Source organism: Streptomyces sp. NPDC048001 (genome assembly GCF_043203115.1).
Classification (GTDB): Bacteria; Actinomycetota; Actinomycetes; order Streptomycetales; family Streptomycetaceae; genus Streptomyces; species Streptomyces sanyensis.
The window spans coordinates 438,349-451,018 of sequence record NZ_JBIDBN010000001.1 but is presented as its reverse complement, the minus strand read 5'-3'; the positions used below and the strand labels follow the sequence as shown (position 1 = coordinate 451,018).

The window sequence follows — 12,670 nt, the reverse complement described above, 5'->3', positions numbered from 1 at the left end:
GACCCCACAGGGGGGCACACGCATGACCGCGGTCGCGGAGCGGCACGCTCGCCGCATACGGCGTACCACCGTCCTCACCGGCGTCGCGCTGACCGCCGGGCTCGCCGCCGGCCTCCTCGCCGGGCCCGGTCCGGCCCAGGCCCGCGACGGCACGTCCCCCCTGGCCTACCGCTGCCAGGTGCTCGGCCGCACCCACGAGGTGGCGGTGCGTGTGACCGGGGCCTTCCCGGAGACCGCCGTGCCGGGCCGGCCGATCACCCCGGGCGACCCGGCCGTGCGGGTCGCACTGCCGCCCGAGGCCGTCGCCGGACTGCTCCCCGAGGGGACCGCCTCCGTCTCCGCGACCCTGCGGATGACCACCCTGGTGGCGCACAACGGCCGCACCGCCGAGGCCTCCTGGGACCGCCTCACCGCCCCGGCCGCGGCCCCCGGCCCCGAGGGAGGGCTCGCCCTGGAGCACACCGGCCCCGTCCCCGCCGTCACCGTCACCGGTCCCGGCGACGTCGCCTTCCGGGCCGGGGACATCCGGCTGGAGCTGCACCCGGAGACCGCCGACGGCGCGGAGCCCCTGCCCCTGCCGCCCGTGGAGTGCACCCCCGCGGAGGACCGGGACACGCTGCTCGCCACCGTCCGTGCACTCCACCCCCCGACGCGGCCGCCGAGCCCCCCGGACACCGGCCCCGCCGCACCCCCCTCGGACACCGGCCCCGACACCGGCCCCGACACCGTGCCCGGCCCGGGCGCCCCGTCCGGCGGCCGGGAGGGTGCCGCGCGTGCGGAGCCCCCCGCCGCCGACACCTGCCCCGAGGCCCCGCCCACCGGGGGCTTCGACGAGAGCTTCGTCCCCGAACCCACCCCCGGGGAGCCGCCCCGGGTGATCGACCTCCCCGGACGGCACGGCTGCGCCTACGTCGTCGGGCTCGCCAACGTCAGGAAGCTCGGCGGCGCGATGATCGTCAACGACCCCGCCCGGAACCCGCAGAAGATCAACGCGATGGCCGTCAAGCGGACCGTGGTCCGGCCCGGCACACGCCCCGGCGGCAACTACTTCCGCGCCGACTCCTTCGGTGAGATCGCCCTCCCCGACGCCGAGTCGACCTTCCTCGCCTTCGGCTTCCAACCGGTCAGCGCGCGGGTGGAGTTCACCAACGGCCCCCTCACCATCACCACGGGCACCATCGGTTCACCGCCCGACCGCGTCAACTTCGCCATGGCCGGCTTCTACCAGTCGCTGCGCATCCACGACGTCACCGTCAACGGCACCCCCCTGGACGTCGGCCCCGTCTGCCGCACCGCCCGCCCCTTCCGCGTCGTGCTGCACGGAGAGTTCCCGCACTACCAGAACGTGCTGTTCGGCGGGCCGATGCGGGGCACGGTCACCATTCCGGAGTTCGAGGGCTGCGGCACCCCGGGCGAGGACCTCGACCCGTTGTTCAGCGCCGCGCTCTCCGGCCCCGGGAACCTGGTCGCCATGAACCAGGGCCCGCTGTGCGTGCCCGTGTCCCAGCTGTCCTGCCCGCCGGACGTGCCGGTGCTGCCCGGCCGGGAGGAGGGCGACTGAGCCGGAGGGCCCCGCGCGCAGCCGCCCCGGCTCCTCGCCCGGCGCCCCGGCTCCTCGCCCGGCGCCCCGGCTCCTCGCCCGGCGCCCCGGCTCCTCGCCCGGCGCCCCGGCTCCTCGCCCGGCGCCCCGGCCCGTGGCGCGGGCCGACCGCCGGGGCGCGCACCCGCCGACAAGGTGCGCACCCCGCGTTGTCACCGGGTGACAAACCCTGCGGTTCGACCGGAAACCGCTGGTCACAGGCATTGCCCCGGTGATGTGGGCGACCGTAGCGTGCGGGCGCCCGATGCAACTTCCGCCCCACCGCGCACACACCGCCTGCGTGTGCGCGCAACCAGCCGGACCGGGAGGTGAGATGGGAATCGAGGTCGTCGTCGAGGGACTGACCAAGTCCTTCGGTGGACAGAACATCTGGCAGGACGTCACGCTCACCCTCCCCGCGGGCGAGGTCAGCGTGATGCTCGGCCCCTCGGGCACCGGGAAGACGGTGTTCCTGAAATCGCTCGTCGGACTGCTCAGGCCCGAGCACGGCCGCGTCCTCGTGGACGGCGTCGACATGGTCGGCGGTCGCGAACGGGACGTCTACGAGGTCCGCAAGCTCTTCGGCCTGATGTTCCAGGACGGCGCGCTCTTCGGCTCGATGTCCCTCTTCGACAACGTCGCCTTCCCGCTGCGCGAGCACACCCGCAGGAAGGAGTCGGAGATCCGGCGCATCGTCATGGAGCGCATGGACATGGTCGGCCTGGTGGGCTCCGAGGGGAAGCTGCCCGGTGAGATCTCCGGCGGGATGCGCAAGCGCGCCGGCCTGGCCCGCGCCCTGGTACTCGATCCCCAGATCGTCCTGTGCGACGAACCGGACTCCGGGCTGGACCCCGTGCGCACCGCCTACCTGTCCCAGCTCCTGATCGACCTCAACGCCCAGATCGACGCGACGATGCTGATCGTCACCCACAACCTCGACATCGCGGCCACCGTCCCGGACAACATGGGCATGCTCTTTCTGCGCAGGCTCGTCGCCTTCGGCCCCCGGGAGGTGCTGCTGACCAGCGAGGAGCCCGTCGTCGCCCAGTTCCTGGGCGGGCGGCGCGAAGGCCCGATCGGCATGTCGGAGGAGAAGGACGCGGCGGCCCTGGCCCGCGAGCAGGACCGCGCCTCCGCCCCGCGCCCGGACGGCCCCCGGCTCCTGGCACCGCAGCTCGAACCCTCGCCCGGACTGCCCCCGCGCCAGGGCGCCCTGCGCCGCCGGGAGCGGGTGCTCGGCCTGCTCGACACCCTGCCCGGGGCCGCGCGCGAGGCCGTGCTCCGCGGACGCACCGCCCCCGGACCGGACCCGTCGCCCGCCCCCGGCCACCCGCCCGCCGCCGACGGGGTGCGCCCGTGACCGCCCGCCCCGGGACCGCGTCCCCCACCGGTGGGCGGACGCCCTCCCGGGCCCTGGCCCCCCTGCGGGAGACGGGCAGGCTGTTCGCCCTCGCCGCCGCCGTGGTGCGCGCCGTCTTCCGCAGGCCCTTCCAGTTCAGGGAGTTCGTCGAGCAGTTCTGGTTCATCGCCGGGGTCACCATCCTGCCCGCCGCGCTGGTCTCCATCCCCTTCGGCGCGGTCATCGCCCTCCAGGTCGGCTCGCTCACCCAGCAGCTGGGCGCCCAGTCCTTCACCGGCGGCGCCAGCGTCCTCGCGGTCGTGCAGCAGGCCAGCCCCCTGATCGTCGCCCTCCTCATCGCGGGCGCGGGCGGCTCGGCGATCTGCGCCGACCTCGGCTCCCGCAGCATCCGGGAGGAACTGGACGCCATGGAGGTCATGGGCATCTCGCCCGTCCAGCGGCTCGTCGTCCCGCGGGTACTGGCCACCATGCTGGTGGCGGTCCTGCTCAACGGCCTGGTCTCGGTGGTCGGCACCCTGGGCGGCTACTTCTTCAACGTGGTGATGCAGGACGGCACCCCCGGTGCCTACCTGGCGAGCTTCTCCGCCCTCGCCCAGCTCCCCGACCTCTACATCAGCGAGTTCAAGGCGCTGGTCTTCGGCTTCATCGCCGGAGTGGTCGCCGCCCACCGGGGGCTGAACCCGCGCGGCGGCCCCAAAGGCGTCGGCGACGCCGTCAACCAGTCGGTGGTGATCACCTTCCTGCTGCTGTTCTTCGTGAACATGGTCCTCACCGCCGTCTACCTCGAGACCGTCCCGCCGAAGGGAGGCTGAGCGATGGCGATGCTCGGCTGGCTGGACCGCTCCGGCGACCACCTCGCCTTCTACGTCCGCGCCCTGCTCTGGACCCCCCGCACCCTGGGCCGCTACCTGAGGGAGGTGCAGCGCCTGCTCGCCGAGGTGGCCTTCGGCAGCGGCGGCCTCGGCGTCGTCGGCGGCACCATCGGCGTGATGGTCGCCATGACCCTGTTCACCGGAACCGTCGTCGGGCTCCAGGGCTACGCCGCCCTCGACCAGATCGGCACCTCGGCGTTCACCGGCTTCGTCTCCGCCTACTTCAACACCCGCGAGATCGCCCCCCTGGTGGCGGGCCTGGCGCTGTCCGCCACCGTCGGCGCGGGTTTCACCGCACAGCTCGGGGCCATGCGGATCAACGAGGAGGTCGACGCCCTGGAGGCCATGGGCGTCCGCTCGCTGCCCTACCTCGTCACCACCCGCATCATCGCCGGGGTCGTGGCGATCGTCCCCCTGTACGCCGTCGGCCTGCTCAGCTCCTACCTCGCCTCGCGGTGGGTGACCGTGGTCGTCAACGGCCAGTCGGCGGGCACCTACGACCACTACTTCGCGCTCTTCCTCTCGCCGGACGACGTGGTGCTGTCCGTCCTCAAGGTGCTGGTCTTCAGCGTGATGGTGATCCTCGCCCACTGCTACTACGGCTTCCGGGCCGAGGGCGGCCCCGCGGGCGTCGGCATCGCCGTCGGGCGCTCGGTGCGCAACGCCATCGTCCTGATCAGCGTCACCGACTTCTTCCTCTCCCTCGCCGTCTGGGGGGCGACCACGACCGTGAAGGTGGCCGGATGAAAGCACACACCCTGCGCCGGCGCCTGGCCGGCGTCGTCTTCCTGCTGGTGCCCGTCCTGCTCGCACGGCTCGCCGTGGCCGTCTACGACAAGGAGTTCAGCGACGACGCGACCGTCACCGTGCTCGCCGGCCCCGTCGGCAACGAGCTGCGGCGCGGGGCCGAGGTCAAGCTGCGGGGCGTCGTGGTCGGCGAGGTCCGCGCCGTCGCCACCGACGGCCGCGGAGCCCGGCTCACCCTCGCCCTCCGCCGCGAGGCCCTGGCCCGCGTCCCGGCCGGCGTCACCGCCCGGATGCTGCCCACCACCCTGTTCGGCGCCCGCCATGTCGCCCTGGTGGAGCCCGGGGGAGCGGCCACCGCCCGACGCCTCGCGCCCGGGGACACCATCCCCCAGGACCGCACCGCGAGCGCCGTCGAGCTGGAGCAGGTGCTGGACGGGCTGCTGCCCCTGCTGACCGCGGTCAAGCCCGAGAAGCTGGCCGCCACCCTCACCGCCGCCGCCGACGCCCTCCGGGGCCGCGGTGAGCAGCTCGGCGACACCCTCACCGCCCTCGAACGCCACCTCGGCAGGCTCAACCCCCACCTGCCCACCCTCAACCGCGACATCACCGCCCTGGTCCGGGTCGGGCACCTCTACGCCGACACCGCCCCCGGCATCCTCGACGCCCTGACCGACGCCACCACCACCAGCGCCACCCTCTCCGACCGGCGGGACCAGCTGGCCGCGCTCCACCGGACCGCCACCACCGCCGCCGACGACCTCGCGGACTTCCTGCGCACCCACCGGGACCACCTCATCCGGCTCACCGCGACGAGCCGGGACACCCTCGAACTCCTCGCCGAGTACGCCCCGTCCTTCCCCTGCACCCTGCGCACACTCGCCGGGTTCGTCCCGGCCATGGACAAGGCCCTCGGCAAGGGGACGGACCGCCCCGGACTCCATGTCACCGTCACCTCCGTGCCCTCCCTGGGGCGGTACGTCCCGGGCGAGGACACCCCCGTCTACGAGGCCACGGGAGGGCCGCGCTGCTACGGCGTCCCCTACACCGGCCGCCCCGCACCCGCCGCCGCCGAGGCCGCCGCCGAGAACCTGCCGCTGCCCAACTCCCCACAGGAGAACCGGCTGGTCAACGAACTCCTCGCACCCGGGCTCGGGACCGGCCCCGCCGAACTGCCCGACTGGAGCAGCGTGCTCGCCGGGCCCGTCTACCGGGGAACGGAGGTGACGCTCCGATGAGACGCCGCAGCCTCGTCGGCCCCCTGCTGAAATCGGCCGTGTTCGTCCTGGTGACCGTCCTGGCCACCACCCTGCTCGCCTTCGGGATCGCGGACCCCGGCGTCGGCGCCACCACCTCCTACACCGCCCGGTTCACCGACGCCACCGGCCTCGCCCCCGGGGACGGCGTCCGCATCGCCGGGGTCAAGGTCGGCCGGGTGGAATCCGTGCGCGTGGCGGACCGCCGGATCGCCGAGGTCTCCTTCAGCGTCGCCGAGGGGCGCAGCCTCCCCGCGGGCGCCACCGCCTCGATCAAGTACCGGAACATGGTCGGGCAGCGCTACCTCGCCCTCGCCCGGGGCCCGGGGCCCGGGGGGGACTCCCTCCCGCCCGGCGGGACCATCCCCCTGGAGCGCACCAGCCCGGCGCTGGACCTCACCCAGCTGTTCAACGGCTTCCAGCCGCTGTTCGAGGGCCTCGCCCCGGACGAGGTCAACGAGCTCGCCGACTCGATCGTCCGGGTCCTGCAGGGCGAGGGCGGCACCGTCGACAGCCTGATCCGCCACATCGGCTCACTGACCACCACGGTCGCCGCCAAGGACCGGGTCGTCGGCGAGGTCGTCGACAACCTCACCACTGTGCTCGCCACCGTCAACGACCGCGAGGAAGGCTTCGACGACCTCGCGGTGACCTTGCGCAAGCTGGTCTCCGGCTTCTCCGGCGACCGGCGCCCCCTCGGCGAGGCCGTCACCGCCATGGGCGAGCTGACCACCGTGACGGCGGGACTCCTCCAGGAGGGCCGGGAGCCCCTGAAGCAGGACATCGCCGAACTCGGCCGCCTCGCCCGGGAGCTGGACCGCGGCAGCGGGCAGGTGGAGGACTTCCTGCGCCGCACCCCCGAGAAGATGCGCGCCCTCACCCGCCTCGCCTCCTACGGATCCTGGCTCAACCTCTTCCTGTGCGAGGCCACCGTCAGCGGGGTGTCGACCTCCGACGGCAGCGCGCCCCCCACCGGTATCGCGATCACCGAGCCGAGGTGCCTGGCATGACCCCCACCACCCCATGGAACCGCCGAGGACCGCGACGCGGCGCAGCGGACCGCCCCCCACGCCGCCGCACCCCGGTGGGCGAGCGCAACCCCGTCGCCGTGGCCGTGGCCGGGCTGCTCGCCCTGGCCCTGCTCGCCGTCGGCGCCTACCGCGCGGACTCCCTGCCGTTCACCGGACGGCCCGCCGTCTACACCGCCGAGTTCACCGAGGCCGCCGGCATCACCGAGGGCGACGAGGTGCGCATCGCCGGCGTCACCGTCGGCCGGGTGGCCGGAGTCCGGCTGGACGGCGCACGGGTCGCCGTGTCCTTCGAGGTCGAGGACGCCTGGGTCGGCGACGCCAGCACCGCCGCCATCGCCGTGAAGACCCTCCTCGGCGAGAAGTACCTCGCCGTCGACCCGCTCGGCACCCGCCCCCAGGACCCCGGCACCCGCATCCCCGCCTCCCGCACCACCAGCCCCTACGACGTCACCCAGGCACTGGACGGGCTCGGCGAGACCTTCGGCGCGATCGACACCGGCCGCCTCGCCCAGAGCTTCGAGGCGATCTCCGCCACCTTCGAGGACTCGCCCGAGCACGTCAAAAAGGCCGCCACCGGCCTGTCCGCGCTCTCGCGCACGGTCTCCGAACGCGACGCCCGGCTCGCCGGACTGCTCCGGGCCGCCAAGCGGCTCACCGGCACCCTCGACCGCAACAAGAGCAGCTTCGAGACCCTGCTCCAGGACGGCACCCTGCTCCTCGGCGAGATCCAGGCCCGCCGCGACGCCATCCATGCGCTGCTGGCCGGGACCAGGAGCCTCGGCACCGAACTCCGCGGCCTCGTCCAGGACAACGACCGCCGCCTCGGCCCCACACTGGAGGCCCTGTCCAAGGTCACCGCCGTGCTGCTGAAGAACCGCAAGCACCTCGACGAGACCCTCGCCCTGGCCGGCCCCTACTACCGGCTCATCGGCAACACCCTGGGCAACGGGCGCTGGATCGACACCTACCTCTGCGGACTCGTCCCCCGCCACTACCTGCCCGACGGCACACCCCCCGAGACAGGGTGCATGCCGCCCAAGCCCACCAGCGGAGGCGATGCCCCGTGAACCTCCGACGCACCGCCGCGACCGCCGGCGGCCTCACCCTCGCCCTCGTCGCGGCGATCAGCGGGGTCAGAGCCCTCGACACCTCCGGCAGCACCCGGATCACCGCCTACTTCGAACGCGCCACGGGCGTCTACGCAGGCTCCGACCTGCGGGTCCTCGGAGTGAAGGTCGGCACCGTCGACCGTGTGCGCCCCGACGGCGACCGGGTCGAACTCACCCTGCGCGTCGACGAGGGAGTCACCGTGCCGGCCGACGCCCGCGCCGTGGTCGTCGCCCCCAGCGTCGTCGCCGACCGCTACGTCCAGCTCGCCCCCGCCTACACCAAAGGCCCGGCCCTCCGGGACGGCGCCGTGCTCCCCGCCGAACGCAACGCCCTGCCGCTGGAGGTCGACCAGCTCTACGCGTCGATCACCGAGCTCGCCACCGCCCTCGGACCCGGCGGCGCCAACGCCCAGGGGGCCCTCGCCGGGCTCCTGGACACGGCCGCGGCCAACCTCGACGGCAACGGCAAGGCGATCGGGGACTCGGTCGACCAGTTCGCCAAGGCGGCCCGCACCCTCGACGGCAGCAGCGACGACCTCTTCGAGGCGCTCGCCCGCCTCCGGTCCTTCACGGCCATGCTGAAGGAGAACGACGGGAACGTGGCCAGGGCCGAGCGCCAACTCGCCGACGTCACCGGCTTCCTGGCCGACGACAAGGAGAACCTCGGCGCCGCCCTCAAGGAACTCGGCACCGCCCTGGGCCAGGTCAAGGGCTTCATCCAGAGGAACCGCGGCGCGCTGAAGGAGAACGTCGACGCCCTCGCCCCCCTCACCCGGACCCTGGTCGAGCAGCGGGCCTCCCTCGCCGAGGCCCTGGACACCGCGCCGCTGGCCGCCGGCAACGCCCTCGGCGCCTACGACCCCCTCCACCGCACGCTCAACGGCCGCGCGAACATCAACGAACTCTCCTTCGGACCCGAGATCACCGTGCCGGCCGAGGCGGGCGGCCCCGCCGGCCTCGTCCCCGCCGGCCTCGTCCCCGTCGCCGGCTCCCACCGGCGGGCCCTGCCCGCGGTGCCCCTGCCCGCCGTCGGCACCGTCTACGGCACACCCGGGCAGAACCGTTCCGCACCACCCGGGACGGCGCCCTCCAGCTCGCCCGCGGCACGGGAGGGAGAGCACCGATGACCACCGCCCCGCCCCGCCCCGCCCCCCGCCGCGCCGCCGGCCTCCTGCTCGCCCTCGCGCTCACCGCGGGAGCCGCCGCCTGCGCGCCCCCCGGACTCGGCGCCATCGACTCCCTGCCGCTGCCCGGCGGAGCCGACCTCGGAGACTCCCCCTACGAAGTCACCGCCGAGTTCGCCGACGTCCTCAGCCTGGTGCCCCGGTCCGCGGTCAAGGTCAACGACGTCCCCGTCGGCCGGGTGACCCGCATCGCACTCGCCCCGGACGGCTGGACGGCCGCCGTCACCCTGCGGATCAACCGCGAGGTACGCCTCCCCGCCAACGCCTACGCCCGACTCGAACAGTCCAGCCTGCTCGGCGAGAAGTTCGTCCAGCTCGCCGCCCCCGTCCGCGGCGCCCGCGGCACCCTCGCCGACGGCGCGGTGATCCCCGCGAGCCGCACCGACCGCAACCCGGAGGTCGAGGAGGTGCTCGGAGCGCTCTCCCTGCTGCTCAACGGCGGCGGCGTCCAGCAGATCAGGACCATCGCCACCGAACTCAACAAGGCACTCGGCGGGCGCGAACCCGAGGTCCGCTCGCTGCTGAGGAGGATGGACGAACTGGTCACCAGCCTCGACTCCCACAAGGGCGACATCACCCGGGCCCTCGACGCCGTCAACCGGCTCTCCGCCACCCTGGCCACCCGCAGCCAGGACGTCGGCACCGTCCTGACCGGTCTCAGCCCCGGGCTGAAGGTCCTCGAGGAGCAGCGCACCGCCCTGCTGGGCATGCTGCGCTCGCTCGACGGCCTCGCCGACGTCGCCGTCGACACCGTCAACCGGTCCCGGGCCGACACCGTGGCCGACCTGAAGGCGCTCGCCCCCACGCTCAGGGCGCTCGCCGACTCCGGGCAGGACCTGCCCGACTCGCTCCAGGTGCTGCTCACCTACCCGTTCACCGACGAGGTGCTGCGCGGCGTCAAGGGCGACTACCTCAACGTCTACCTCGACACCGCCGCGGCGCCCGGGACCACCGTCGTCCCGGAGTTCGTCCCGGAGACGGACGGGGAGGGCCCGACCGCCTCGGCGGGCGGGGGCGGGGCGCCCCTCGCCCTGCCCGCCGTCCCCGCCGGGGGAGGGGAGCGCTGATGGTCACCGCCGCCACCCGCCTGAAGAACCTGGCCTTCCTGCTCGTCGCCGTGCTCGCCCTCGGCTTCCTCGGCCTGCGCTACGCGGACCTCGGCCCCCGGCTCGGCCTCCGCGACCACTACACCGTGCGCGTCCAGCTCCCCGCCACCGGAGGGCTGTTCACCCACTCCGACGTCACCTACCGGGGCGTCTCCGTCGGGCGGGTCGGGGCCGTGGAACTCACCGACGACGGGGTCGAGGCCGAACTCCGCATCAAGGACTCCGCACCCCCGATCCCGGCCGACCTCCAGGCGGTGGTCGCCGGACTCTCCGCCGTGGGAGAGCAGTACATCGACCTGCGCCCCGCCCGGTCCGCCGGACCCCACCTCGCCGACGGATCCGTCATCGACCGCTCCCGCACCCGTATCCCCGAACCCGTCACCACCGTCCTCACCAGCGTCGACGCCCTGGCCTCCTCCGTCGACACCGAGTCGCTGCGCACGGTCGTGGAGGAACTCGGCTCCGCCCTCCAGGGCAGGGGAGACGACCTCCAGGTCCTCCTCGACAGCGGCGGACACTTCGTGCGCGCGGCCGACCGGGCGCTGCCCGCCACCACCGGCCTGCTCGCCGACGGGGAGACGGTGCTGCGCACCCAGATCGAACAGGGCCGCGCCCTGCGGGGCTTCGCCCGCGGGGCCGCGGAACTCGCCGCCACCCTGAAGGAGTCCGACACCGACCTGCGGCGCCTGATCGCCACCGCCCCCGCGGCGGCCGGTCAGCTCAGCGCACTCCTGCGCGACCTCGACCCCTCGTTCGGCGTCGTCGTCGCCAACCTGCTCACCACCTCCGAACTCGCCGTCACCCGCCAGCGCGGCATCGAGGAACTGCTGGTGAAGCTTCCCGCCGTCGCGGCGGCCGGGGCGACGGCCGTCACCCCCGAGGGCGCCTCCTTCGGCCTGTCCGTCACCTTCTTCGAGCCCCTGCCCTGCACCGCGGGCTACCAGGACACGGCCTACCGCAACGGCCTGGACACCGGGCCGGCCCCCGCCAACACCCGCGCCCGCTGCACCGCTCCGGCCTCCACCGGCACGGGTGTCCGCGGCAGCGCGCACGCCCCGGACGGCGGCGGCGTGCCCGACCCCGCCCGACCGGGGGTGCTCCCGGACCCCGGGCGCCCGGGGACGGAAGCCGCCCCGCTCCCCGGAGTCCTCGGGCTGCCCGCCCTCACCGAGGGCCCCACCGGCATGCGCGGGCTGCTCGGGCTGCTCGGGCCGGAGGGGGGCCGATGACCGCCGGCCGCGCCGCCGCACGGGCCGCCCTGGTCCTCGCGGCCCTGCTGTGCTCCTTCGCCGGGTGGACCTACGCGCAGACCAGGGGCGGCGAGGACCTCGCCCACGCGAGGGCCCGCGAGGCGGTCCTCGCCGACGCCACGCGCCATGTCGCCGAACTCACCAGCTTCGACGCCGACGACCCCGGCGCCGCGCGGGAGTCCTGGCTGCGGGCCTCGACGGGGGCGCTGCGCGAGGAGCTGGCCCGGGCGGGCGCGGGGACGGGCCCCACCGCCCGCGCCCGTGTCACGGCGGCGGCGGTCACCGCGCTGGACCGCAGGGCCGGGACGGCCGAGCTGATCGCCACCGTCGAGGTGGAGACCCGCCCCGAGGGCGAGGGAGCCGCGCACACCGAGCGCAAGCGCCTGGAGGCCCTCCTCGACCGGACCGGCGGAGGCTGGAAGCCCCGCTCGCTGGCCGCCGTCCCGGTGGGAGGGGAGCGATGAGCCCCGCACCCGAGGCCGCTGCGCAACCGCCCGCACCCCGGGCACCCCGGCCCCCGCAGCCGCCGGACGCCCCCGAGGACACCACCGCCCCCGCACCCCGGGCACCCCGGCCCCCGCAGCCGCCGGACGCCCCCGAGGACACCACCGCCCCCGCGCACCGGGCCGCCGCCCGGACCCGGGGGACGGCCGCCGTGCTCGCGGCGGCGCTCCTGCTGCTCCTCGCCGCCGCCGTCCTGCTCCACCAGGAGCGGCGGCTGAGCGGCTCGCCCACCGCCGCCAACCGCGCCCTCACCGACGGCGCGGCCACCGACCGGGTCGCGGCCGAGGTCGGCGCCGCCCTGAGAGAGGTGTTCTCCTACCGGCCCGAGGACACCGGCCGCACCCGCGCCGCCGCGGCCGAACTGCTCGACGGCCGCGCCGCCCGCCAGTACACCGCGCTGTTCGCCCGGGTCGAGCAGGAGGCCGCCCGCCAGAAGCTGACCCTCACCACCCACGTCGTCCGCGCGGGCGTCACCCGGCTCGACGGCGGCCGGGCCCGGCTGCTGGTCTTCCTCGACCAGGTCGCCGAGCGACCCGGCCGGGCGCCGGCCACCGTCCCCGCACAGCTCTCCGTCACCGCCCGCCTGGAGGACGGCCGGTGGCGCATCACCGACATCGCCGCACGCTGACCGCCGCGCCCCACGGGCACACGGGCGCGCGGCGCCCGGGAGAGGAA

12 protein-coding genes are annotated in these 12,670 nt (G+C 75.0%); all 12 read left to right on the top strand.

The window, feature by feature from the left end; all coding sequences use genetic code 11:
* Nucleotides 1-22 precede the first annotated feature (22 nt).
* Entirely contained in the window at nt 23-1,561 is a 1,539-nt protein-coding gene (locus ACGF15_RS01845; protein ID WP_392796571.1) for a DUF6801 domain-containing protein, read from the top strand.
* Between the two features lie 352 nt (nt 1,562-1,913).
* Nucleotides 1,914-2,939 (top strand): ATP-binding cassette domain-containing protein, encoded by a 1,026-nt coding sequence (locus ACGF15_RS01840; protein WP_362613148.1) that lies wholly within the window; start codon nt 1,914-1,916, stop codon nt 2,937-2,939.
* Nucleotides 2,936-3,751, top strand: coding sequence for an MlaE family ABC transporter permease (locus ACGF15_RS01835; protein WP_392796570.1), 816 nt, complete (start codon nt 2,936-2,938; stop codon nt 3,749-3,751). Before ACGF15_RS01840 ends, ACGF15_RS01835 begins: the two co-directional genes overlap by 4 nt.
* Nucleotides 3,752-3,754: 3 nt before the next feature.
* Entirely contained in the window at nt 3,755-4,558 is an 804-nt protein-coding gene (locus ACGF15_RS01830) for an ABC transporter permease (protein ID WP_345608773.1), read from the top strand.
* The gene (locus ACGF15_RS01825; RefSeq protein ID WP_392796569.1) at nt 4,555-5,793 is read left to right on the top strand and encodes an MCE family protein; all 1,239 of its coding nucleotides are present in this window, start codon (nt 4,555-4,557) and stop codon (nt 5,791-5,793) included. The genes ACGF15_RS01830 and ACGF15_RS01825 overlap by 4 nt, the downstream gene beginning before the upstream one ends.
* Nucleotides 5,790-6,821, top strand: a complete 1,032-nt coding sequence (locus ACGF15_RS01820) for an MCE family protein (RefSeq protein ID WP_392796568.1) — start codon at nt 5,790-5,792, stop codon at nt 6,819-6,821. The genes ACGF15_RS01825 and ACGF15_RS01820 overlap by 4 nt, the downstream gene beginning before the upstream one ends.
* Entirely contained in the window at nt 6,818-7,909 is a 1,092-nt protein-coding gene (locus tag ACGF15_RS01815; RefSeq protein WP_392796567.1) for an MCE family protein, read from the top strand. Before ACGF15_RS01820 ends, ACGF15_RS01815 begins: the two co-directional genes overlap by 4 nt.
* Nucleotides 7,906-9,078: an MCE family protein gene (locus ACGF15_RS01810; RefSeq protein WP_392796566.1), complete on the top strand. Its 1,173-nt coding sequence runs from the start codon at nt 7,906-7,908 to the stop codon at nt 9,076-9,078. Before ACGF15_RS01815 ends, ACGF15_RS01810 begins: the two co-directional genes overlap by 4 nt.
* Entirely contained in the window at nt 9,075-10,202 is a 1,128-nt protein-coding gene (locus ACGF15_RS01805; RefSeq protein ID WP_392796565.1) for an MCE family protein, read from the top strand. The genes ACGF15_RS01810 and ACGF15_RS01805 overlap by 4 nt, the downstream gene beginning before the upstream one ends.
* The gene (locus ACGF15_RS01800; protein WP_392796564.1) at nt 10,202-11,470 is read left to right on the top strand and encodes an MCE family protein; all 1,269 of its coding nucleotides are present in this window, start codon (nt 10,202-10,204) and stop codon (nt 11,468-11,470) included. Before ACGF15_RS01805 ends, ACGF15_RS01800 begins: the two co-directional genes overlap by 1 nt.
* Nucleotides 11,467-11,955: a hypothetical protein gene (locus ACGF15_RS01795; protein WP_392796563.1), complete on the top strand. Its 489-nt coding sequence runs from the start codon at nt 11,467-11,469 to the stop codon at nt 11,953-11,955. Before ACGF15_RS01800 ends, ACGF15_RS01795 begins: the two co-directional genes overlap by 4 nt.
* Nucleotides 11,952-12,623, top strand: coding sequence for a hypothetical protein (locus ACGF15_RS01790; RefSeq protein WP_392796562.1), 672 nt, complete (start codon nt 11,952-11,954; stop codon nt 12,621-12,623). The genes ACGF15_RS01795 and ACGF15_RS01790 overlap by 4 nt, the downstream gene beginning before the upstream one ends.
* Nucleotides 12,624-12,670 lie beyond the last annotated feature (47 nt).

Excerpts from the sequence above, each read along its gene's own strand:
- ACGF15_RS01845 (WP_392796571.1), top strand. The coding sequence starts at position 23 with ATGACCGCGGTCGCGGAGCGGCACGCTCGCCGCATACGGCGTACCACC.
- ACGF15_RS01840 (WP_362613148.1), top strand. The coding sequence starts at position 1,914 with ATGGGAATCGAGGTCGTCGTCGAGGGACTGACCAAGTCCTTCGGTGGA.
- ACGF15_RS01830 (WP_345608773.1), top strand. The coding sequence starts at position 3,755 with ATGGCGATGCTCGGCTGGCTGGACCGCTCCGGCGACCACCTCGCCTTC.
- ACGF15_RS01825 (WP_392796569.1), top strand. The coding sequence starts at position 4,555 with ATGAAAGCACACACCCTGCGCCGGCGCCTGGCCGGCGTCGTCTTCCTG.
- ACGF15_RS01820 (WP_392796568.1), top strand. The coding sequence starts at position 5,790 with ATGAGACGCCGCAGCCTCGTCGGCCCCCTGCTGAAATCGGCCGTGTTC.
- ACGF15_RS01815 (WP_392796567.1), top strand. The coding sequence starts at position 6,818 with ATGACCCCCACCACCCCATGGAACCGCCGAGGACCGCGACGCGGCGCA.
- ACGF15_RS01805 (WP_392796565.1), top strand. The coding sequence starts at position 9,075 with ATGACCACCGCCCCGCCCCGCCCCGCCCCCCGCCGCGCCGCCGGCCTC.
- ACGF15_RS01800 (WP_392796564.1), top strand. The coding sequence starts at position 10,202 with ATGGTCACCGCCGCCACCCGCCTGAAGAACCTGGCCTTCCTGCTCGTC.
- ACGF15_RS01795 (WP_392796563.1), top strand. The coding sequence starts at position 11,467 with ATGACCGCCGGCCGCGCCGCCGCACGGGCCGCCCTGGTCCTCGCGGCC.
- ACGF15_RS01790 (WP_392796562.1), top strand. The coding sequence starts at position 11,952 with ATGAGCCCCGCACCCGAGGCCGCTGCGCAACCGCCCGCACCCCGGGCA.